Here is a 23,267-nt window from a genome sequence, read left to right as displayed (position 1 = left end):
AAAAAAGCCTCTGGAATCAATCCTAGAGGCTTTTTTGTTAGAATATATCTTCCAATCCTAAGCTGGAACAATTATCTGGCTTGCTTCCAACAAAGTATTTGTCGTAATTTCAGAAAATGACTCTTCAGGTTTTTCGGTTAAATGTATCGTTTTTACACCCGCACGATGTCCCGCTTTAATATCACGATGTGCATCGCCAATCATCCAAGATTGGTCTGGGTCGATTTTGTATTTGGCAATAGCCTTTTCAATCATCAGCGAGCCAGGCTTACGAGTAAGAGATGCCGAGTTGAAGTTTTCGTGATGAGGACAGAAATACAGGTCATCTAATAAATGTCCACATTGCTCTTGGAAGTAATTATGGCACATCCATACATCATCGCGCGTGTAGATACCCTTCGCAATACCCGATTGGTTTGTAATGACAATCAACAAGTAGCCCGCAGCCTTCAAGCGCTCCAGCGCTTCTACTGTTCCTTCGGGAATAATCAAATCTTCGATGCGATAAACGTAGTCCACTCTATCTACGTTCAAAACACCATCTCTATCTAAAAAAATACACTTATTCATATCCTTACAAAGTTAATCAGTTTTATATAAAAATGGTCAATTGATGTGTTTTCAAAATGATAAGAAGAAATCCCAATAGGTTTTTATATAATTTATTGAATATTTTTTTTAATAAAAATTATAAATAATAACTACTTTTCAAACTTTTATCGTCGATAAATCTTCAAATTTGATTGAAAGGTAAAAAAAAGGCTCATCAGAAATATCTGATAAGCCTTTTTTAAAGAATGTCTGGTTGGTGGACAAACTTATTTTATCCGTGCATTGCGCTATAAGCAAAAAGTATTTCTAACAAAATCATGAATACATTTTTGCCTAACGCCTAGGGCTTATGGCCTAGAGCGCAATAATGCAATTATCAATACTTAATTCCTAAACCGCTTTGTTCCAAGGAATACCAGCCAGAATCAATAACAAGCCTAATCCAAAGAAAATCAATGCGTTGTTAAATCTTTTTGCATCACTCGTTTCACGCTTATTTTTTGAATGACCTACCGTAATCAAAACGATAGCAATAATCATAGTAAATACGTGCTCAACAGCGATTTTACGATAAAAAGCATTGCCCATTACTTCCTTCATACCCATTTCGAATGCCTTGGCACCAAACGGACTCACAAAGTAAAGAACTAAGCCTAGTAACAATTGTGTGTGGCATGAAATCATAAAGAAAAGACCCAATTTACGATCACCATCTGAAAACTGCGCTTTTGAAGTTTTGCCCATAATGGCACTAATCGTTGTAGCCAAACCCAACATTAACACAAGCCAACGAAGGTAAGAGTGAGAAGTTACTAGAATCTCGTACATAATAATATGTTTTTTGTTTGTTAAAAATTCAAAGTGGCGCTATCCAATAGATTTGCTGTGCCAAAGATAATCAACAAAAAAATCGGACTATATGTTATTCTCGAAAATTCTCAATTATTTGTTATTTCATTTCGCTTTCAATCTTTGATGTTGAGCTAAATTTCTCTTTCATCAAACAATTCTTTCTCATTTTGACTTAACTTTAAAGTAGAGCAAAACCCTCTTATTTCATACATTTAACAAACTAATATCAATTCTATGAAAAAACATTACGTACTACCATTGGCTTGCGTTGGTAGCTTATTTCTTGGAGCTTTTATAAATCAAAAACTTGAAAATCAACCTATCACAACCAATGTTATCCGTCACGCTCAATCATTGTTAGGATTGGAATTTACCGAAGCTGAAGCTGATTCTATGATTTTTGATGTGACTGATAATCGAAGAAATTTTGAAGAAATTCGAAAAGTATCTATCAACAATGAGGTAGCCCCAGCTGTAACCTTTAATCCTTTACCCATAGGATTTACTTTTGACAAAGCTCCATCAAAATTTATACCTTCACTAACTTCTGGTGTTAAACTTCCTGTAAATAAAAGCGATTTGGCTTTTATGAGTGTTCGCGAATTGGCTGAATTGATTCGAACCAAACAAATTAGCTCATTAGAACTAACGCAGTTTTTTCTGGAAAGACTAAAAACCTACGACAAACAGTTGGCATGTGTGATTACGCTCACAGAAGATTTGGCGATTCAACAAGCCAAAAAAGCCGATGCAGAAATAGCCAAAGGAAAATATAGAGGCTTATTACATGGTATTCCGTATGGCGCTAAAGATTTATTAGCCAAAAAAGGATACAAAACCACCTGGGGCTCTGTACCTTTCAAAGACCAAGTGTTGGACTATGATGCCACTGTGATTACTCGTCTCGAAGAAGCTGGCGCTGTGCTTTGTGCCAAACTAACCCTTGGTGAGCTCGCTTGGGGAGATGTTTGGTTTGGAGGTACAACCAAAAATCCTTGGAACCTCAAACGTGGTTCGTCAGGCTCTTCGGCAGGTTCGGCGTCATCTGTTTCGGCAGGACTATTACCATTTGCGATTGGCTCCGAAACGTTAGGCTCTATTGTATCACCTTCTTCCGAATGTGGGACAACGGGCTTACGTCCAAGTTTTGGTCGTGTGCCTCGTACAGGTGCAATGGCATTGAGCTGGTCGATGGATAAACTTGGCCCTATTTGTAGAACAGTCGAAGATTGTGCGATTGTATTCAATGCCATCAAAGGAACCGACGGAAAAGACCTAAGTACCATTGACGCTTCGTTTAGTTTTAATGGAAATAGAAAAGATTTGAAAGGTATCCGAATTGCTTATTTGAAAAAAGATTTTGACCGAAATTATCCAACCAAGACTCAGGATTCTCTATCCTTGGTAACTTTACGCAAATTGGGGGCAGAGTTAATTCCTCTTGAACTACCAAATTACCCAGTAGGAGATATGACTATTATCCTGAGTGCCGAAGCAGCCACCGCATTTGATGAGCTAACACGCAATGGAAAAGATGATATGATGGTCAGACAAATCAAGAATGCTTGGCCAAATTCATTCCGCGCTTCTCGTTTTATTCCTGCGGTAGAATACCTACAGGCCAATCGCCTCCGTACCAAGCTTATTCAGGATATGGAGACTAAACTCAAAGATATAGACGTTTATATTTCACCAGCCTTTGGTAATGCCAACTTGACCTTAACCAATTTGTCAGGGCATCCTTGTGTAGTATTACCCAATGGATTCCGTCCGGAAGGACGCCCAACAAGTATTACTTTTATGGGGAAATTGTTTGGAGAAGGCAAGTTGCTAGAGGTAGCCAAAATTTACCAAGATGCTACTGATTTCCACAAAAAGCACCCAGAGTGGCTCAAGAAATAGCGATTTTCATTGTAACTTTAACTATTGAGTGATTGAGCGAATGAGTGATTAATTTTTAATCTATAATTTACAAAGCATTACGTCAGATGAGATAGACATTTGTAAAAATCACTAAATCACAAACCACTCAATCACTCAATATTCATAAGATATGCGATTTACTTTTTTTATCTGCTTGTTATTGACGGCTTTCCGTTTTCAAGATACCTTACCCAAAGAAGCTATCGCTCAAATGATTGCGACGGAAAAGGCGTTTGCTAAAATGGCATTAGATAAAAATACACCAGCGGCCTTTCTTTATTTTTTAGCGCCTGATGGCGTAGTTTTTGAAAAAGGAATGCCTCATAATGGTTTGGAGGTCTGGAAAAATAAAAAGCCAGAAAGTTTATTACAATGGCAACCGATTTATGCAGGAATGGCGCTTTCGGGCGATTTGGGATATTCTATTGGTAATTGGCAAGCTTCTGCTAATGAGCAAGCGCCAGCCTCCGCAACTGGTACATTTGTAACACTTTGGCAAAAACAAAATACAGGCGATTGGCGTGTTCGTGCAGATATAGGTGTGGCACACAAAGCCAATTCCAACCAAGTACTCAAAGAAAGAATTGGCACTTTTAAGCCAACCAATAATGCGGTAATTCAAGCAGAGCGTTTTGTGTTTATGAAGGATTTTTATTATTGGAAAAATGCAAAAACGGCCTTAAATCCACACGAACCCCATCTTTCTGAGAATATTCTTTTAATTAGAGACAATTTCTTACCAATTGAGGGAAAAACCAATGCGATAGCTTTTTTACAAAAAAATTATCAGAAAAAACTGATTTATACAGGTCTCAAAACTATTGTATCTCAGGCCACAGACTTTGCTTGTGTTTATGGAAGCATTTCTGGAAAAGCTGCAGATAAAGACATTAAGGGCAGTTTTCTGAGAATTTGGCAACAAGAATCTATCAATAATTGGAAAATTGTGGTCGACGTAGAAACAATTCAATAAGAGTTTATCTTCTCATCGACCTATTTTATACACACTACTACGAAACTTACCTCATTTACTCCATTAACCATTTAACTTATGTATGCATTAAAAAACTGCAAGATTTATACTTCCTCAAAAGTTTTGGAACAACATGCCATTGTTATCAAAGATGACAGTGTTTTGAAAATTATTCCTGAAGAACAAATTGAACATGAACTTTCGACTGTAGATATGAGAGGCTTATCCATAGCCCCGTCTTTTATCGATATCCAAATTTATGGAGGCGGTGGAAGTCTTTTTAATTCTAGCACAAGTATTCATACTATTCAAAAAACTTATCAGGAAATACGTCGCTCAGGCACAAGTCATTTTCAAATTACTCTTTCGTCTACTCCTCTTGACAAAATCTTGGAGGCAATTCAAGTCGCGAAAGACTATTTGGCACAAGGTGGAAAAGGTTTGGCGGGCTTACATTTAGAAGGACCGTTTTTTAGTTTTCCAAAAAGAGGTGCACACGTAGCCGAATTTATTCGAAAACCTACTAATGAAGAGCTCATTCAAATAGTAGAAGCCTCAAAGGGTTTACCTACCTACATGACAATAGCACCAGAGGAATTTACCAAGGAGCAACTTGAATATTTACTCGACAGTCATATCATTATTGCGGCGGGACATAGTTCTGCGACTTACGAACAAGCAACAGAGGCTTTTGATAAAGGTATTAAAAGAGTTACCCATCTTTTCAATGCCATGTCACAGTTTCAGAGTCGTGAGCCAGGTCTTGTAGGTGCGACTTATGATAGTGATGTTTGGGCAAGTATTATTCCTGATGGCGTACACGTAAGTTATCCGACGGTAAGTATTTCGAAAAAAATGATGGGCGAACGCCTCTTTATCATCACCGATGCCGTTACCGAGGACACCTCGGGCGATTATAAGTTTATACATGCTGGCGACCGCTATACCGATACCAATGGTATTTTATCAGGTTCGGCGCTCACTATGATTCAGGGAGTTATTAATTGTTACTTAAAAGTAGGTATTTCTCTCGACGAATCCTTGCGTATGGCCTCTACATATCCAGCCCAAGCTATCCAACAAGACCAAACTTTGGGTAAGATAGAAGAAGGATTTCCTGCTAATATGGTTATTTTCAACGAAGACTTAGAGGTTCAGGGAATTATAGAACAAGGATATCTCGAATGGTTTCTTGAAATTTAAGCCCTAATACTTGTCGATATATTGGGATACTTGCCAATCCTTACCTTATTTTGCATGTTCACAATGGCAGATTTTTTACATGCAATTACAATCTAAGCAACCCCATATTGGTACTACCATTTTTACGGTCATGTCTAAACTAGCCAATGACCACGGCGCACTTAATTTGTCTCAAGGTTTTCCTAATTTTGAGTGCTCTCCCAAATTGATTGAATTAGTTGAAAAATATTTACGCAAAGGCATGAACCAATATGCTCCATTGTCTGGAATTCAGCCTTTGCGTGAAATCATTGCACAAAAAACATCAGATCTTTACGGCATTTCCTATCATCCCGACCAAGAGGTGACCATTGTTTCGGGTGCAACTGAGGCACTATATGCCGCCATCACAGCTGTGGTACAAACTGGCGACGAGGTTATCCTACTTGAGCCAAACTACGATTCTTACGAACCAGCCGTTCGCCTCAACGGCGGTATTCCTGTCTATGTTACGCTTACTCCAGAAAATAACTACCAGATAGATTGGAACGTTGTAAAAGCCAAAATCACAGAAAAGACAAAACTTATTTTGCTCAATACGCCCCACAATCCAACAGGAACGGTCATGAGCAAAGACGACCTTGAACAGCTAGCAGCCATTGTCAAGGATACCAATATTTTTATCGTCAGCGATGAAGTATATGAGCACATTATCTTTGATGGTCATCATCATTGGAGCCCTATTCGTCATCCTGAGCTTCAAAAGCGTACCTTTGTATGTGGCTCGTTTGGTAAAACATTTCATGTTACTGGTTGGAAAGTGGGGTATTGTTTAGCGCCACAACAGCTCAGCGAAGAGTTTAGAAAAGTCCATCAATGGCTTACATTTTCAACCGTAACGCCTATTCAATATGCATTAGCTGAGTTTTTACAAGAACCTGATAACTATTTGTCAGTATCGCAGTTTTATCAAGAAAAGCGAGATAAGTTTATTGCATGTATTCAGGGCAGTAGATTTGAATGGATTCCAGCAAGTGGTAGCTTTTTCCAGTGTGTCAATTATGCTAACATTACCGACGAGAACGATTTGGCACTAGCACAGCGACTTACCAAAGAAATCGGTGTAGCTAGCATTCCTGTTTCTGTTTTTTATCATCAGAAAAACGATTACAAAATTTTGAGATTTTGTTTTGCCAAAGATGACCAAACCTTAGAGATAGCTGGCGAGCGATTGAGTAAATTATAACAAAATATTTATCAACATGAAAAAAATTATCAACGGGTTCATCGGGATATTTTTATTGATTAGTACTGTAGCTTGTACCAAGCAACCCAAGTTGGAAGGACTCGATTTGGAAACATGGAAGTCAGATAGAGGTGGTTGTCAGGGAAAACGATTAGCCATGTTAGAAAAAGTAAAAAGCCTGAAAGAAGAAATAAGAGGCGTTAGTGCCAATGATATGGATGATTACTTAGGAAAACCAGACATTCAACAGTTGGCCGACCGTAATCAAAAATACTATATTTACTTTTTTGAACCGGGCACACATTGTCAAAACAAGACACAGAAATCTACAGCATTGTCTATGGGTATTCGATTTAGTGCTATGGGCATTGCAACCGAAATAACTTTTCAGCATGGTACTCCATAAAAAAAGGCTCGAAATTCGAGCCTTTTTGTTTATATCTATAAGTTACATTCTTAAAATCTTACAGGTAACACATAATAAGATGCTACCTCTACCCCTCTAATTTTACCAGGGTTCCATGACCCCATTTTTTTCACAACTCTGATTGCTTCAGCGCTGATTTGAGGGTCGCCATTACTTTCTACAATATGAACTTTGCTAATTTCACCATAGCGTTCAACTAAGAACTTCACCAAAACAACCTCACCTTTTGACCCTTTCGGTTTAATAAGGTTTTGTGCAATAAATCGACGTATCGACTCATCTCCACCAGGAAAAGAAGGTGCAATATCAACCTCGTGATAGATAGAATCTCTATCAACAGGAGCTGCACTAACTCCAATTTCGTAGCCTCTTGTATCAGAAATATGTTGAGGTGATGTAGATGCCCAATTGAGCGACTTTTCAATATTAGAACGCTCTTGTGGCTTGATGGTCGATGAAACATACTTACTCTTTTGAGCTTGTATTTGAAATGTAAGTAACGAGATTAAAAATAAAAGAAGGATCTTTTTCATGTGTTAATAGACTAATTCAAATGTAACTACTCAGTTAATTATCAATCGGACAAACCCTGTCAGGTTTGTGCTCTTGACCACATTGGCGGTTCTAGTCAAGGGTAACACAAAAGACATAACTATTTATCTTGCAATTTGTTGGCTAACAATTCAAAAAATATGCCAAAAAGAAAAGTGAGTGTATTTTGGAGGGCACGAAGATAGGAAGAATAATGAAGGTTTTAAAATAAAATCCTTTATTTTACCATTAATCAAACATTTTCTTTTTCTGTACCAAAAATGGCACGCAAAAAAAAAGTAAACCTTAATTAAAATAAGGTTTACTCATTTTTTTCATTAGTCTAAAATCCACCCTAAAATTGTGGATACCACAGAGATACCAAAGCTGAATAATAAGGGAGGAACAAACCCGTGGACATCAAAGCCCGTAACAAAATGCGATACCAAATACACCAGAATCACATTGATTACCAATAAAAATAATCCTAAGCTAAGAAGGGTAATAGGAAAGCTAATAATTTTGAGCACAGGCTTGAGGAAGGTATTTACAAAACCCATCGCTAGAGCCACTTTTAAGGATATAATAAAGTTATCATCCTGTATTACGATACCATCGATGTATTTGGCAAATACAATCACAGCAATCGCAATCAATAAATACTTAATGATGAAATTGACCATTGTTTGTATAAAAAGGTTTGAAGATGTTTGAGCTTCGACAATAGCTACTTGCTATGTCTTGTACGAAGTACGTCAATGATTTCGTCAAAATCAATACCTCTCTGCTCCAACAATACCAAATAGTGAAACAATAAGTCTGCGGCTTCGCCCTTAAACAAATCATTGTTGTTGTCCATGGCTTCAATCACTAGCTCGACAGCCTCCTCTCCTACTTTTTGGGCAATTTTATTGGTTCCTTTTTCAAACAAACTTGCTGTGTATGATTTTTCGGAAGGGTTATTTTTGCGCTCGCGAATGACAGCTTTCAAGTAATTCAACCAACCTGCCTGCCCTGGTGCATTTACCTCATTCCAACAAGTGTCAGCACCTGTGTGACAAGTAGGACCAGCTGGATTAACTTTAATTAAAAGTGTATCTTCATCACAGTCTTTCAAAATTTCGACTACATGTAAAAAATTATCTGAGGTTTCTCCCTTAGTCCAAAGACGTTGCTTTGAACGACTGAAGAATGTAACCACACCTTCCTTCTCTGTTTTTTCCAACGCCTCTTGATTCATATATCCCAACATTAATACTTTGTCGGATTTGGCATCTTGAATAACGGCAGGAATCAAGCCTCCTTGTTTTTCAAAATCTAATTGCATAGCTCTTTGTTAATAAATGTGTGAATGATGAATTGCAAACGATAAGTTGTAAATGACATCATTCACAATTCATCTTCTACAATTTTGAATTATTTATAATCTTACTGAAATTCCTTGTTTTTGAAGGTACTGTTTTAGTTCAATAATATCTATTTCCTTAAAATGGAAGATACTTGCAGCTAATCCAGCATCAGCTTTTCCTGTGGTAAACACTTCTGTAAAATGCTCCATAGTTCCAGCACCACCCGAAGCGATAATTGGAATAGAAGAATTTGCAGAAATAGTAGCCGTAAGCTCATTGGCAAAACCAGCTTTTGTGCCATCTGTATCCATAGAAGTCAACAGAATTTCACCAGCTCCACGGTCTTCTACTTCTTTTGCCCAAGCAATAGTACGCAATTCGGTAGGTTTGCGTCCACCGTGTGTATGCACAATATGTTCGCCTTCTACAAATCGAGTATCAATTGCAACGATAATACATTGAGAACCAAATTGTAGTGCTAATTCGTTAATCAATTCTGGTCGACGAACAGCCGAGGAATTAATAGAAACTTTATCAGCACCCGCATTCAATAATGCCGAAACATCGTCGATGGAAGAGATACCTCCGCCTACCGTAAAAGGGATATTGACATGGCGTGCTACATTACGCACCAAATCAATCAAGGTTTTACGGTTATCTACTGTTGCGGTAATATCCAAAAATACCAATTCGTCAGCTCCTTGTTCGGCGTAAATAGCACCCAATTCTACAGGGTCGCCAGCATCGCGGAGATTAACGAAGTTAGTTCCTTTTACAGTTCTACCGTCTTTTATGTCCAAACAAGGAATAATTCTTTTCGTTAGCATGATAAGAAGTTGTAAGTAAACCTAAATTAGTAGGCATTTTATTCAAACTAGGCTTTAGGCTTTATGCCGTAAGCTAAGAGTGTAATAATGTTTTTAATAAAATCATCAATATAAGTAATGGTGCAGAATAAGATTTAAGTTGTTTGCTTTAGGCACTAAGCAACAAGCAAAGAGTTTTAACATGTTTTTTAGTAACTAAAGATATATTATTGCCGAAAGCCCATAGCTTAAGGCCGAAAGCTAAAAAATAAAATTTTATTTTGCCCACTAACTTAACTAATCTCCTCTATTTATGAAAATCGGCTAATTGCTTCAACGTAATACGCCCTTCGTAAATAGCTTTTCCTACGATTACACCAAAAACATTCATTTCGTTTAACTGAATAATATCTTTCAATTCAGATACTCCACCACTTGCAATGATATGTAAGTCAGCAAAACGGTCTTGAAGTTTTTGGTATAAGTCAAAACTTGGTCCTTGTAATAAACCATCTTTTGCTACATCTGTTGAAATCGTATATTTTGCTCCTTTGGCAATATATTCTCCAACAAAATCATACACTGATTTTTCTGTTGACTCTTCCCAACCAGAAATGGCAATTTTTTCATCTTTAGCATCTGCGCCTAAAATGATTTTTTCACCACCATATTCTTGTAACCATTTTTCGAACAATTCTGGATTTTTTACTGCTACGCTACCACCCGTTACTTGTTTGGCACCATAATCAAAAGCCAACTGAATCATTTCGTTTGACTGTACACCTCCTCCAAAATCAATATGTAGCGTAGTTTTAGTCGCAATAGTTTCAAGAACTTTATGGTTGATAATGCGTTTTTGTTTAGCACCATCTAAGTCAACCAAATGCAAACGCTGAATACCTGCATCTTCAAATGACTTGGCAACTTCTAAAGGATTTTCGTTATAAGTTTTTTTCTGAGAATAATCTCCTTGGGTAAGACGTACACACTTGCCATCGATAATATCAATTGCTGGAATAATCTGAATCATCGCAATATTGTTCTGTTTATGTTGAGCAACAAGCTAAAAGCTTGAGCAAAATGATTTCTTTACTAATGAGTTATAGCTTCAGGAAGTTTTCCAAAATCAACTGACCTTCTTTTCCACTAATTTCTGTATGAAATTGCGCTGCATAGAAGTTATCCTTTTGAAGCATTGCCGAAAATGGTTGCACATAATTACATTCTGCAACGGTATAGGGGCTCAATTCAGCAAAATAACTATGCACAAAATACATATAGCTGTTTTCTCGCAAGCCTTGTGTCAGGTCAGTTTTGAGATTGTAAATATTGTTCCAACCTACATGTGGGACTTTAAAATTGCTAGAATCAAAACGCTTTACATCCAAATCAAAAATTCCCATACAAGGGGTATTATTTTCTTCAGAATGACGACACATCAATTGCATACCTACACAGGTACCAAGTACAGGTTGTGTCAAAGAAGGAATAACTTTATCCAAGCCTTTTTCTCTTAAATAGCTCATAGCAGTACTTGCCTCTCCAACACCAGGGAAAATCACTTTATCGGCAGTACGAATTTCTTGCTCATCGTCGGTCCAAAGATAAGATGCGCCAATGCGATCCATGGCGTACATAACACTCTGAACATTACCAGCATTATACTTAATAATTACAGTTTTCATTTACGGTAAAATTTATGGTCAGGCTTATCGGTTAGAGCCTTCAAAGTAATTTTTAGGATACTGCCAAAATACAAAAAGCCTGACTCGGTAAGGAATCAGGCTTTTTGTATATTTTGAATAATTCAAATCTTCAAAATGGCACAAACACGCATCAGCCCATTCCCGTTTAGGAAATTAAGTGGTGATGATGATGTGTAATTGTGCTGTTCATGTCACAAAGTTAGACGAAGAATATACAAACACCAAGTATTATCTATCTATTTTTGCATTTATCTGCGATTCAAGTATTTATCATTTCTTTAAAACAAGCTCATTTGTTCTATTTTGGGTAAAAATTTGGGAGGATTAATCGCCAAATTACAATGCATATTTAGCTCTTGAATCCAATAATTCGCCATTTCGGGCGCAATGGTATTTTCACAGATATGTACAAAAATGTATAATTCTTCTAAGCCAGTATCCAACCATTGTTTGATTCTTTGTACCCACTCATCTATTCGTTTATAATCAGAAGGATGCTCATTGCCAACCCAACGAATCATTGCAGTAGTGGTACTCAGGCTCTGATGACAAACATCACGTCGTCCAGCTACATCGGTTATGACTGTTCCAACTTGGTAAGATTTAAGCATTTGAAGGGTATTTTGCCAAATAGTTGGATTTTTAAACCAATCTTCATTTCGGAATTCCACCGAGAATTTTAATTGCTGGGGTATAGTTTGAATATATTTCTCTAAAATAGGTAATTGTCTTGGACCAAATTGTGGAGCCAATTGCAAAAAGCTTGAACCTAGTCTATCGCCCAACGATAAAATACTATCGCAAAACAGCTGACTTATCTCTTGAGCATTTTGTAATTGCTTATCATGCGAAATCACCTGCGGGAATTTTGGGCAAAACAAAAAGTCATTGCCTGTTTCGGCAACCCAGCGCTGAATAGTTTCTTCATTGGGTATTTGGTAGTGTGTCACATTCAATTCAATTGTGTTGAATTGCTTGGCATATAAAGAAAGGTAATCTTGGTTTTTGGCCGTAAAAGGATATATTTTCCCATTCCAATCTTTATTAGCCCAAATAGGACAACCTATCCAGACTTTAGGTTTTGTCTTTTTTGTTCCATCCAATACCTCCAAATTAAAGGTATTATCTTGTAAGAGAGTAAAATCGACCCGCCCTACATCAAATTTTGAAAGTTTTCCAAAGTCCATTTCATTAATTGATTTTCTCTATCCAATTCCGCAATAAAGTTACCATATAAAGCAAAAATCCCACTATTGCTAGTAGGATTTTCGTAATTCATTGTACTCAATAGTTTTTATACACAGAAGCATATCATACGACGTATCTACTGAATATGCTTCTGTGCGTTTGGGCTATTGATTATTTTGGATCTAAGCCTTTTTCAATTCTGAACAAAATATCTTGTAAATGGTATTTTGTCATTTTGTCTTGAATCAATGGCAAGCTAGCTTTTACTTCATCTTTCAACGCCAACAAATGTCCACGACTTACTGATACGATATCAGTTTTGCGAGGGTCAACTGCTGGAGGAACTACAGTACCTCTAAATGAGAAACCACCAGACATAGAAGCACCAGAAGCATTAGCTGTAGCAATTAATTTCTCAACATAGCTTTTCTGCAAGTTACGACGGAAGCTATCTGTTGCTTTTTTAGTTTTAAGCTCTGCAAAAACATTTGATTTTACATCTGTCAACATTTCGTCGATACCATAAGCTGTTGGATATTTTGCTTGTGTTTCTACCAAACGTTGTAAACGGTCGATTGCAAAAATGCTTGACAAGGCTGCATCTTGAATTCTTGAGATAGCATCTAAACCTTGGTCAGGGCGAATACGAGCAATAATTTTCTCTTCCAATAACCAAGTTGGTGTATCAAATACATACTTGTTCAACCAAGTGATTGCTTCTTTTTGCGTAGCTTTTGGTGTTGGCTCATACACAACACCTGTTTGGTCGGCTGATTTTGGTGTTTCAAAAATACCACCAACGTTTTTCACTACATGACCAATATAACGACGATACTGTGTAACGATTTCGTTATATGCTTCAGTCAACATATCATAATCTTGAGCTTCTTCTTTTGTCCAATCAATCAAGTTTGGTACAATACGCTTCAAGTTTTTGATACCGTATTCACTCGCCAACATGTTGTTGTCACCCAAACATTCGCTTTGTGAGCGTGGATCGTAAGGATTAGTTTCTGTACCGAACCAAATTCTTGGGTTCTTCGCAATTTCTTGGATGTACTCTTTACTCAAGGTTTTTTGGTCGTCTTCAGGAGTAGCACCGTCTAATGTTTGGTAACCCCATTTGATTGCCCAAATATCATATTCTCCAATTCTTGGATACAAATCTTTTACCCCATCTTCTGGTTGTGCAACGTAGTTGAAACGAGCGTAGTCCATAATCGAAGGCGTGTGACCATGTTCTGCAATCCATTTTGGGTCACGAAGTTTCTCTACAGGAACTGTGCTACTTGAACCATAGTTGTGACGCAAGCCCAAAGTGTGACCAACCTCATGAGATGATACAAAACGAATCAAATCACCCATCAACTCCTCATCAAATTTGCTTTTACGAGCACGCGGATCTACGGCAGCAGCCTGAGTCATGTACCATTTTTTCAACAACTTCATTACGTTGTGATACCAACCGATATGACTTTCCAAGATTTCACCTGAACGAGGGTCATGAATGTTTGGACCGTAGGCATTTTCAATATCAGAAGCAAAATAACGAACTGCCGAATAGCGAGCATCTTCGAGGCTAATGGTAGTGTCGTTGTCTGCCAAAATTTCGCCACGGATAGCATTTTTCCATCCAGCAGCTTCAAAAGCTTTTTGCCAATCATCGATACCAGCTTTCAAGTATTTTCTCCATTTTGCTGGAGTAGCTGGGTCGATATAATAAATGATTGGTTTTTTAGGCTCAATCAATTCTCCCTTTTTTTGCTTTGCTGCGTCTTCAGCATTTTTAGGCTCTAATCTCCAGCGAACAGCAAAAGTTTGGTCTTCTGTTCTTTGTGAGTTTTCATCAAAAACAGTGTAACCGTTTGCGAAGAAACCAACACGTGGATCGAAGTTACGTTTCTTCATTGGTACTTTTGGCAACAAAATCATTGACGTATTCACTTCCATTGTCATCACACCCGTTGTAGCTACCGAAGGCAAAGAAATCGAAGGCATTGCACTTGGAGCACCAGGCATAGAAGGCGCACCATTATAAGTACGAACCGCTCTAATCTCGGTATTGATTGGATACGTTTTAATAGAAGTCAAATATGTACGGTCAGCAGCTAAAGTTGTCAGCTTATAGGCTGTTTTAATAGTAGGAGGCAATGAAATAATCTGGTTTTCACTTTTGAAGAAATCCGAAACATCAATTACCGTATTAGTAGATTTTGAAACAGAGTCTTTTTTGAAAGCTTTTACTTCAAACGCCTGAGCAATTGGGTCAACGTTTGAGTTGCGAACAGCTTTGTAAATTGGTTGTGTTGAATCAGCCGACACATTGATATACTGAACCCCACGCAAGAAAACCTTGTTATCTGGTCCTTTTTCAAAACGAATAACTTGACGGTTTAGCAATTCACCACCATAAGCTGGCAAACCTACCGAACCTGGCACTGTCGCAGATTTAGAAACGCGCGTTACGGTCATAATTTCACGACCCATCAAAGAGTCTGGAATCTCGAAGAAATATTTATCTTCAATTTTATGAACAGTAAACAAACCTTTTGAAGTTTTTGCTTTATCAGTAATCACCTCTTTGTATGGCTTTGGCCCTGGCTTAGGTGCATCCGCTTTAGGAGCTGCAGCAGCTGCTGGCGTAGCAGCTGGAGCTTTTGAATCTCCCTTTTTATCTTGCCCTTGTGCATGTAATACAACACCAAGCGACAACATAACCAAGGAAACTTTAGTAGCATTTTTTAGCATGTTGAATAGTTGTGTTTGAGTTAATTTACGTTTCTAGTATGTGTTTTTGATATAATCCAATAACGAAAATAGATTTTAATACACGATTAAAAAAATAGCTTGTGATGAACGGTAACAGTTTTTCGACATGATGTAAGGTATCGTTGACCAATGCGTTTTTTTTTAAAACAAAACTTTTGCTCCTGTTTGTTGGAGATACTCTGCTTTAACTCCTCGCTCCTCAGATTGTTTCAAAATCTTTTGTGCATAATAGGCTGAGCAAGAACCATCCAAAAGCAAAGCTTTATACCTCAAACCATCTAAGTCTTCTAGTTGTTTGATTGCTTTGTTTCCTATAATTACCCAATCAAATATGGTACTCGATACGACTTTCTGCTTGTTAAGTCTGTAAGGGATATACAGCAATTTGTATTGTTGATAAGTGAGTTGTCGAATTGCATTTGTTTGTAACAAACTTTCGCTCAAAGTATCTTTCACTCCTTTCTCTGAAAAATAATTGCTCAATCTGAATCCTATTTCCTTCTTGTTCTCAATAAAGTTACTATCGCCGATAATCAACGCTTTTGTGCCATCCAGCACACTGATGACATGCCCCTTCGGAATACAATGGATAACTAATTGCTTTTGCTCACTAATATTAATTTGCTCTTCAACATACAGAAATATCAGGATAATTAGTAAAAAAACACCACTTTTTATCCACACAAAAGACCTAGTTATCCACAGTGCAGAAAAAGTTATCAACAGTGCGAAAATTAAGCCTACTTCTAATTTTGAAAAGTGTAAAAATTGCATCATCGAGTGAGGTAATTTCTCTGTTATTTTGGCCGAATAATTTAATAAGTCTGTCAAAAACTCTAAAAACTTAGCTAGATAATCAAGAACAAAATTTATCTTAAATAACTGAAAAACAGGATATATAACAATAAAAAGCAAACCTACACAAAGCACTAAAGTAGAAAAGAATATTACAAAAGGATTGGCTAATAAGAAGTATAAGGGAAATTGATGAAAGTAATATACTGTCAGTGGAAAAGTAGCCAATTGGGCCGCGACCGACACACAAGTCAGTTCCCAAAACCAGTATAATATTCTTACATGAAGACCTCTGTGGATATCAGTTATCCACAATTTAACTAATAAAGGTTGAAAAAATAACATTCCCAAAACTGCCAAATAGGAAAGCTGAAACCCAACCTGAAAAATGAAATTAGGATTCCATAAAAGCAATACAAAAGCAGAGAATGCTACCGTATTATAGGTGTTTTGTTTTTTGTGTATAAACTCCGCAATCAAGACCATCGAGAACATCAATGTCGAGCGTAATACAGGAGATGAAAGTCCTGTCAAGAAAGCATAAAACCAAAGCAAGCTCAACACCACAAGAACGAAAGTAGTTTGTCCCCATCGGCTTTTTCTTTTTTTAAGAAAGCCTAATAATATAACCAGCACTTGATAAATAATACCGACGTGCATCCCCGACACCGACAGTACATGTATAGCGCCTGCTGCCGAATAGGCTTGCATCAAAGGCGAATCCAATTCGTCTCTTACGCCCAAAACCATAGCATTAACTACACCATGTACAGATTTTTTGGGAATGGACTTCACCACTGCCCTATCTGCATAGCGATTCAACAGCATTGCATAATAATACACACTTTTATGTTCAGTTTTGCCTGCATATACAAAGTCACCTTTTCTGACATATTGTTGGTCGAAGATTTCTTGCAAGGCCATGTATCTTTGGAAATCGAATTCATAAGGGTTTTTGGGAGCTTCAATCTTTTGAAGGTGATTAACCAACCAATATTTTTCTCCCAACACTGGCTTTCTTTCTGCTTTTTTATCGACATATAATAAAATTTTGCCATGACTTGAATATATTGTATCATTTTTAATCACCTCTTTTACTTCGGCAATTGCCTTCCAAGAATTAGTTTTTTCTTCTACCATTTCTACGATTTCTACTAAATGAACCGCTTTTGTATCGGTAAAGTCAGAATAATGATTTTTGAGAAGGATTTCTCTTTTTATATCAACCACCAAGATTCCTACGCTAATCATCATCAACAAGCCCAACAATCCTGTTAGATACTTTGGGAGTTTTAGGTAAGCAAAAAAGTACAAGACGAAAAGGCTCGTCAGACTAATCAAAAGTCCAAACCAGTAGCCAGCAAAATAGGGAGCCAATAAAATTCCAACAATAAGGCATATTACATACCTCAAAAAAGGGAAGCGTGCAAAAGGTGTCATGACTATAAATATGATTTGGTGTAAAATCTCATTGGTAACAAAACTCATTGAAAATCAATAAGATTTGAATATTTTCTGGATTTTTCGAAATTTTCCAGAATTACCATATCTAATATCCGTATCTTTGCGGATTAATCAAAATACACGCACGAGAAATGTCTTCAGTGATTAGCGATAAATTAGATAAGTTCTTAAAAGGGAATTCGTTACCTAAAGTTCATAATAGAGGAGTACAATTATTTCAAAGCAAAGCTTGTAAGCTCGAAAGCATCCAACTCGAAGGCGTTGGTGAAGCTAAATATCGAGTAAAAAGCGAGTCAGGACCATTACTCTATCAAGTTGAAATCAAAAACTGGAATGGCTCAATTATTCGAACCAAGTGTAACTGTGAATATGATTGGGGAGGAATCTGCAAACACCGTGTAGCTGCTCTTTTAACACTAAAAGAATATATCAAAACGAACCCAACTTCGTCAAAACTTTCTACAACTGCTGCAAAACCCAAGTTTATCACAGCTCAACACATTCTAAAAATTGGCTCCTTCGATGATTGGTCGCTTAAACAATTGGTTCAGGAAGAGGACTGGAAAAAACGTAATGATAACCTGTTTCAGGTAAATATCACTCATGCGCTCAATGGTGTTGCTGAAGTAGATGTATCCAACAAACAAGAAACATTTCATGTAAAAGTTGAACGTCTACGTTTTAATCAAGAAATTTTTACCTCGTGTTCTTGCCACGCCTCTATCGACGCGCAGCTTTGTGTGCATAAACTTCAAGCTATTTTAGCTATTCGAGAAAAATACGGTACGTATAATCCATTTGACAAAATGCGTGATTATACTTCCGAAAAAAATAAACTTCTTCAAGAATACGGCTTCAGCCTAGAAGATGATTTAAAAGGAAAATTCGACTTCAAAATCAATCAAGACGGCTCTGTGGCCTTAGTGAAGTTAGACAAAAGTATTCAGAAAATTAGCTCTTATCAGAACTGGCGTATCATCAACAATAAGATTTTCCGTCCAGAAGAGTATGCTTTTCAAATCAATACCGACGAAACTAACCTTCAAGAAACTCGTGAGATTATCTATGTGGTTCATTTTAAAGATGCCAAATATCTCAACGATGTTCAATTTGAAGTGTATTCTTGTAAAATCAATGGTCAAGGCAAAATGTCAGGCTTTAAGTCTTTCGACTCTGCTCAGTTCAAAGATTTTCCACAACTCTCTGACGAAGACCTACAGGTAATTCATGGTATCAATAGCATCAATGCCGATGGAATTCAGGCTTTTGCTAAAAGAAAAGAAATACGCCTCAATTACTTCCACGATTATCTTGACCGAGAACAAGTTTCGGCCGATACTCTACCAATTATTGAGGAGTACATGAGCAAGCAACTCGATAAAGTATTCCATTTATTGCAGGGCAAAAATGTTTTTCTAGCAAGCTCTCCTTATTTCAATTCGCACCACGAATTAACTCCAATTACTTTATCCAGTGAAAGGATTATTCCGTTTTTTACACTCCGCCAAGACGCCGAGTTTGTTATATTAGAAGGTTATACTCGTATTCTCAAAAAACGTATTCGTCTAGCTTCATTACTTAATCTTAATAGCTTCTGGATACGCGAATATGGAGAACAGTTACACAAAGTAGCATCTCCCGAAATTGCCAATCTTTTACATTATCTCGACAACCAAGGGGTAATTAAGGTAAAAAAAGAGGATTTTGAAGGCTTTGTTCACGATTTTATTATTCCGCTAAGTCAAAAGTTTGATTTAGAAGTAAACCTTCAGGAACATATCCAAAAGGAAGAGTTGCAGTTTATCGAAGCCAAAATTATATTGAAAGAAGAAGATCATAATCTTCTTTTTGTGCCAAGATTTGTTTATTCTCAAATTTTACCAGAAGAGCCTTCTATTGAAATTATCCCCCAAAAACGTAGTTCCAAAAAAGCAGTACTTCCCAAAAAAGAACCTATTCAATATGAATTTACGTACGACCACAAATCTAGTCGTCTCGACTATCTTAATGGGGATATTCTCATCCAAGAGCGAAATGCTGTTCTAGAAAAAGAAATCTTTGATAAGATTCAGCAATTACACGCTGAATTTCAATCTCAAGGGCAATATTCATTCTTTCACTTAAGCTTCAACGAAGTACTAAAGAATGATTGGTTGTTTCATTTCTTCGAAGAAATGAAGCAAGAGAATATCAAAATATTTGGTACTCAGGAGTTAAAGAAATTCAAATACAATCCGAATAAAGCTACTTTTTTTGTAAAAACCAGCTCAGGAATTGATTGGTTTGATATGAAAATCGAGGTAGTATTTGGCGACCAGACTGTTTCTCTTAAAGAAATTCAAAAAGCTGTTTTGAAAAAACAGAATTATGTTGAACTCAAAGATGGAACATTGGGGATTTTGCCAGAAGAATGGCTAATGAAATATGAGCATATCTTTAAGTTGGGGAAAATTAAAGGAGAAAACGTTCAAGTCTCAAAACTTCACTTTTCCCTCCTTGATGAATTAGGTGCTGATATTGATAATTTTGCTATTCAACAGGAATTATTTGAGAAAAAGCAAAAATTACTCAATTTCAAGCAACTTCCCAATGTAGCTGTTCCTCACAACGTAAAAGCCACTTTACGAGATTATCAGCTTGAGGGCTACAAATGGCTTTCTTTTCTTGACGAATTCAAATGGGGTGGTATTCTTGCCGATGATATGGGTCTTGGTAAGACTTTACAGATGTTAACTTTTTTACAAGAACAACAAAATCGCCATAAGGACACCACAAACCTTGTTATTCTGCCAACTACTCTAATCTTCAACTGGCAAGCTGAAGCAAGTAAGTTTTGCCCAGACTTGAAGCTTTTTGTACATCGTGGTGGTACTCGTCAAAAAAACAATCACCATTGGCATGAGTATGATATTATTCTAACAACCTATGGTATGGTTCGTTCGGACATTGAGCTATTCAAATCATTTCCATTCAATTATGTTGTTTTGGATGAGTCCCAAGCTATCAAAAACCCAGATTCTTTAATTTCAAAGGCAGTTAAACAGCTAAACGCCCAAAATCGACTTGTTATGACAGGTACTCCTGTCGAGAATAATACATTTGATTTATTCTCTCAAATGGAGTTTATCAACCCTGGCTTATTAGGTAGTCAAGAGTTTTTCAAATCAGAATTTGCCACACCTATCGATAAAGGACAAGATAAAATACAGGCAGCGCATTTGCGTAAAATTGTTTACCCTTTTGTTTTAAAAAGAACCAAAGAAGAAGTAGCTAAAGATTTACCAGAAAAGACAGAAAGTATTATTTTCTGTGAAATGGATAAAAAGCAAAGGAAGGTATATGATTCTTACAGAGAAGAATACCGCCAAAAGCTTGTAGAAAAAATGGCTACAGATGGTAAAGAAAAAGCTTCATTTTTGATTCTTGAAGGTTTACTGAAACTACGTCAAATTTGTGATAGTCCTGCATTAATTAACACAGAAATACCACTTGAAAATAATTCGGCTAAATTAGACGAAATTGTACGAGAGATAGAAGAGAATGCTGGAAATCATAAAATTTTGATTTTTAGTCAATTTCTCAAAATGCTAGATTTAATCAGAGAGCATCTTGAAAAACACCATATTTCATACGAATATCTTGATGGCAAAACCCAAGATAGAGAAGATCGTGTAAATCGTTTTCAAGAAGACGAAAACTGTCGTGTGTTCTTAATGAGTCTCAAAGCAGGTGGCGTGGGTATCAACCTTACTGAGGCAGACTACGTTTATTTAATTGACCCGTGGTGGAATCCAGCCGTTGAGCAACAAGCAATCGACCGTACACACCGTATCGGACAAAAGAAAAATGTATTTGCCTATCGAATGATTTGTAAGGATACCATTGAAGAAAAGATTCTTCTTTTACAAGAAAAGAAAAAGGATTTGGTTAAAGATTTAATTAGTACCGAAGAAGGTTTCTTGAAAAAACTTTCTCAAGACGATATTATCGATTTGTTCTCTTAATGTATTAATAAGAAAAGCTGGTTTATCCAGCTTTTCTTATTTTATTCAACGAATACTTTTTGGCTTAAAACAAAGATAGAATTCCACCATACCGAAACAATTGCCAAACCCTTAAATGTATCTTCCTTCAACTGAATAATATATTTCTTACTATCACTCTGACGAGCCTCATAAGGTATAAGTATTCCATTCACTGTATGAATTTCAATAGATGGTGGCTCCTCACGCATCCATGTAAGCATCAAAGGTTGATTTTTTGAAAATAAAGATGGATATATCCCAATTTGTTGACCCGATTCAACCCGCTCTGTTTTCAGCGCTATAGGCTTAAAACAGGTTTTAGTTGAGTCATTATCAACCTGACATAATCTATAGTAATTTAAGCCTATCTCTGGCTGCTTGTCCACTATACTATACGACTTATCATATTTTGAATTTCCCTGAGTAATCACCCTGGCTATCTCGCTAAAATCAATCATATTTTTACTTCTTTCAATGGAAAAATAGGCATTATTCAATTCCTCAATAGTTGTCCATTTTAATTCTGTAGTTTGATTCTCTAGCACATTTCCCGTAAAACTACTCAGCATTATAGGAGTTGGCATAAGTTGATAAGAGAGACTAAAATTATCTATAGCAGATGATGTTCGAGTTGGATTAGGTGCATTTAATGGATTGGTTGAAGCCGATAGTGCTACAATTCTAATCCATACCTTTTGATTTTGATTATTCACTGAAGCTGGTAAAGTTGTACTAATTCTGTTACTAAATACCTGATTAGCTCCTGTTGTATAGCCTGTAGATATTGTTGAAAAGTTAGATGGACTATCACCTATCCCATAATCGACCGACCATGTTGTTTGTCTTTCGCCATTAGTATCGTCCAAAGATTGTAAATCAAATGACAATTGAAAATTTTGGAATGCCTGTGTATTAGCAATACATAATACAAAAGCAGCTCCAGGGTCACCCAATGTAGAGCTTTGCCTAACACCTAATGCTCTATCGGGCTCACTTGCTTGCTGTACATAGTTACCAATCAATGAGGATTTAAAGGAAGCAAAGTTTTTAAATTTTGCCGTTGTATTCTTCCAATAAGTTCCATTAGCACCAATCACTGTTGGAGTTGGAGTAGCCACAAAATCACCTGAGATATCATTACCCAGATTATGGGCAGTGGCACCAGTTCGAATAGACCATCCTTGAGGTAACCCAGAAGCTAACTGATTAAAATCTTGAGAATATCCTGTACCTGACAAATTTATTTGAGCCATTACAGTAGTATAACATATACTTAGTATAAAAATTTGGAGTAGATTTTTCATAAAATGCAGAGAAGCTATTTACAAGTTAATTTATACTTTAATTTAATATAAAAAATTCAAAAAATCAATAGTAAAGAGCAATCTTTTAGAAAACTACTCTTTTAAATCATTAACCTCCTAAAAACAAAAAAGCCACTCTTTTGGAGTGGCTTCTGTCTTTGTAATATTTTGGAGC

General features: G+C 36.7%; 18 protein-coding genes. 6 read left to right on the top strand and 12 right to left on the bottom strand.

The window, feature by feature from the left end:
* Positions 1-57 precede the first annotated feature (57 nt).
* On the bottom strand, positions 58-570 hold the full coding sequence (locus ACOVQ4_RS09980; protein WP_095166145.1) for a D-glycero-alpha-D-manno-heptose-1,7-bisphosphate 7-phosphatase: 513 nt from the start codon (positions 568-570) through the stop codon (positions 58-60).
* Positions 571-942: 372 nt separating this feature from the next.
* Positions 943-1,380, bottom strand: coding sequence for a hypothetical protein (locus ACOVQ4_RS09975; protein ID WP_095166143.1), 438 nt, complete (start codon positions 1,378-1,380; stop codon positions 943-945).
* Between the two features lie 258 nt (positions 1,381-1,638).
* On the opposite strand from ACOVQ4_RS09975, the gene ACOVQ4_RS09970 reads away from it, so the two are divergent.
* The 5 genes from ACOVQ4_RS09970 to ACOVQ4_RS09950 all read left to right on the top strand — a co-directional run bounded on the left by ACOVQ4_RS09970 (position 1,639) and on the right by ACOVQ4_RS09950 (position 7,134).
* The gene (locus ACOVQ4_RS09970) at positions 1,639-3,306 is read left to right on the top strand and encodes an amidase (protein WP_421820504.1); all 1,668 of its coding nucleotides are present in this window, start codon (positions 1,639-1,641) and stop codon (positions 3,304-3,306) included.
* Positions 3,307-3,457: 151 nt separating this feature from the next.
* A complete protein-coding gene (locus ACOVQ4_RS09965; protein ID WP_421820503.1) occupies positions 3,458-4,300 on the top strand; it encodes a hypothetical protein in 843 nt (280 codons plus the stop codon).
* Positions 4,301-4,378: 78 nt separating this feature from the next.
* Entirely contained in the window at positions 4,379-5,503 is a 1,125-nt protein-coding gene (nagA, locus tag ACOVQ4_RS09960; RefSeq protein WP_421820502.1) for an N-acetylglucosamine-6-phosphate deacetylase, read from the top strand.
* Between the two features lie 79 nt (positions 5,504-5,582).
* On the top strand, positions 5,583-6,728 hold the full coding sequence (locus ACOVQ4_RS09955; protein ID WP_421820501.1) for a methionine aminotransferase: 1,146 nt from the start codon (positions 5,583-5,585) through the stop codon (positions 6,726-6,728).
* Between the two features lie 16 nt (positions 6,729-6,744).
* Positions 6,745-7,134 (top strand): hypothetical protein, encoded by a 390-nt coding sequence (locus ACOVQ4_RS09950; protein WP_421820500.1) that lies wholly within the window; start codon positions 6,745-6,747, stop codon positions 7,132-7,134.
* Positions 7,135-7,184: 50 nt separating this feature from the next.
* Here the strand turns inward: ACOVQ4_RS09950 and ACOVQ4_RS09945 are convergent, their stop codons facing one another.
* The 9 genes from ACOVQ4_RS09945 to ACOVQ4_RS09905 all read right to left on the bottom strand — a co-directional run bounded on the left by ACOVQ4_RS09945 (position 7,185) and on the right by ACOVQ4_RS09905 (position 17,739).
* A complete protein-coding gene (locus ACOVQ4_RS09945) occupies positions 7,185-7,688 on the bottom strand; it encodes an energy transducer TonB (protein WP_421820499.1) in 504 nt (167 codons plus the stop codon).
* Positions 7,689-8,024: 336 nt separating this feature from the next.
* Positions 8,025-8,369 carry a phage holin family protein gene (locus ACOVQ4_RS09940; RefSeq protein WP_421820498.1) on the bottom strand — a complete coding sequence of 115 codons (345 nt, stop codon included), beginning with the start codon at positions 8,367-8,369 and terminating at the stop codon, positions 8,025-8,027.
* A 44-nt stretch (positions 8,370-8,413) separates the two neighbouring features.
* A complete protein-coding gene (hisIE, locus tag ACOVQ4_RS09935; RefSeq protein ID WP_283329176.1) occupies positions 8,414-9,013 on the bottom strand; it encodes a bifunctional phosphoribosyl-AMP cyclohydrolase/phosphoribosyl-ATP diphosphatase HisIE in 600 nt (199 codons plus the stop codon).
* 93 nt (positions 9,014-9,106) lie between these two features.
* A complete protein-coding gene (gene hisF, locus ACOVQ4_RS09930; RefSeq protein ID WP_421820497.1) occupies positions 9,107-9,862 on the bottom strand; it encodes an imidazole glycerol phosphate synthase subunit HisF in 756 nt (251 codons plus the stop codon).
* Between the two features lie 286 nt (positions 9,863-10,148).
* A complete protein-coding gene (gene hisA, locus ACOVQ4_RS09925) occupies positions 10,149-10,871 on the bottom strand; it encodes a 1-(5-phosphoribosyl)-5-[(5-phosphoribosylamino)methylideneamino]imidazole-4-carboxamide isomerase (RefSeq protein ID WP_421820496.1) in 723 nt (240 codons plus the stop codon).
* A gap of 70 nt (positions 10,872-10,941) precedes the next feature.
* Positions 10,942-11,526, bottom strand: coding sequence for an imidazole glycerol phosphate synthase subunit HisH (hisH, locus tag ACOVQ4_RS09920; protein WP_421820495.1), 585 nt, complete (start codon positions 11,524-11,526; stop codon positions 10,942-10,944).
* Between the two features lie 299 nt (positions 11,527-11,825).
* Positions 11,826-12,734, bottom strand: a complete 909-nt coding sequence (locus tag ACOVQ4_RS09915) for a DUF72 domain-containing protein (RefSeq protein WP_421820494.1) — start codon at positions 12,732-12,734, stop codon at positions 11,826-11,828.
* Positions 12,735-12,906: 172 nt separating this feature from the next.
* Entirely contained in the window at positions 12,907-15,483 is a 2,577-nt protein-coding gene (locus tag ACOVQ4_RS09910; RefSeq protein ID WP_421820493.1) for a zinc-dependent metalloprotease, read from the bottom strand.
* Between the two features lie 162 nt (positions 15,484-15,645).
* A complete protein-coding gene (locus ACOVQ4_RS09905; protein WP_421820492.1) occupies positions 15,646-17,739 on the bottom strand; it encodes a ComEC/Rec2 family competence protein in 2,094 nt (697 codons plus the stop codon).
* A gap of 155 nt (positions 17,740-17,894) precedes the next feature.
* Between ACOVQ4_RS09905 and ACOVQ4_RS09900 the strand changes: the two genes are divergently transcribed.
* Positions 17,895-21,767 (top strand): SNF2-related protein, encoded by a 3,873-nt coding sequence (locus ACOVQ4_RS09900; RefSeq protein WP_421820491.1) that lies wholly within the window; start codon positions 17,895-17,897, stop codon positions 21,765-21,767.
* A 41-nt stretch (positions 21,768-21,808) separates the two neighbouring features.
* Here the strand turns inward: ACOVQ4_RS09900 and ACOVQ4_RS09895 are convergent, their stop codons facing one another.
* Entirely contained in the window at positions 21,809-23,092 is a 1,284-nt protein-coding gene (locus tag ACOVQ4_RS09895; protein ID WP_421820490.1) for a hypothetical protein, read from the bottom strand.
* Between the last annotated feature and the right edge of the window lie 175 nt (positions 23,093-23,267).

Origin of the sequence: Flectobacillus sp., assembly GCF_049240685.1 — a bacterium.
Taxonomy (GTDB): domain Bacteria; phylum Bacteroidota; class Bacteroidia; order Cytophagales; family Spirosomataceae; genus Flectobacillus.
The sequence above is the reverse complement of the archived record's forward strand: the minus strand, read 5'-3'. Positions and strand labels throughout refer to the sequence as shown.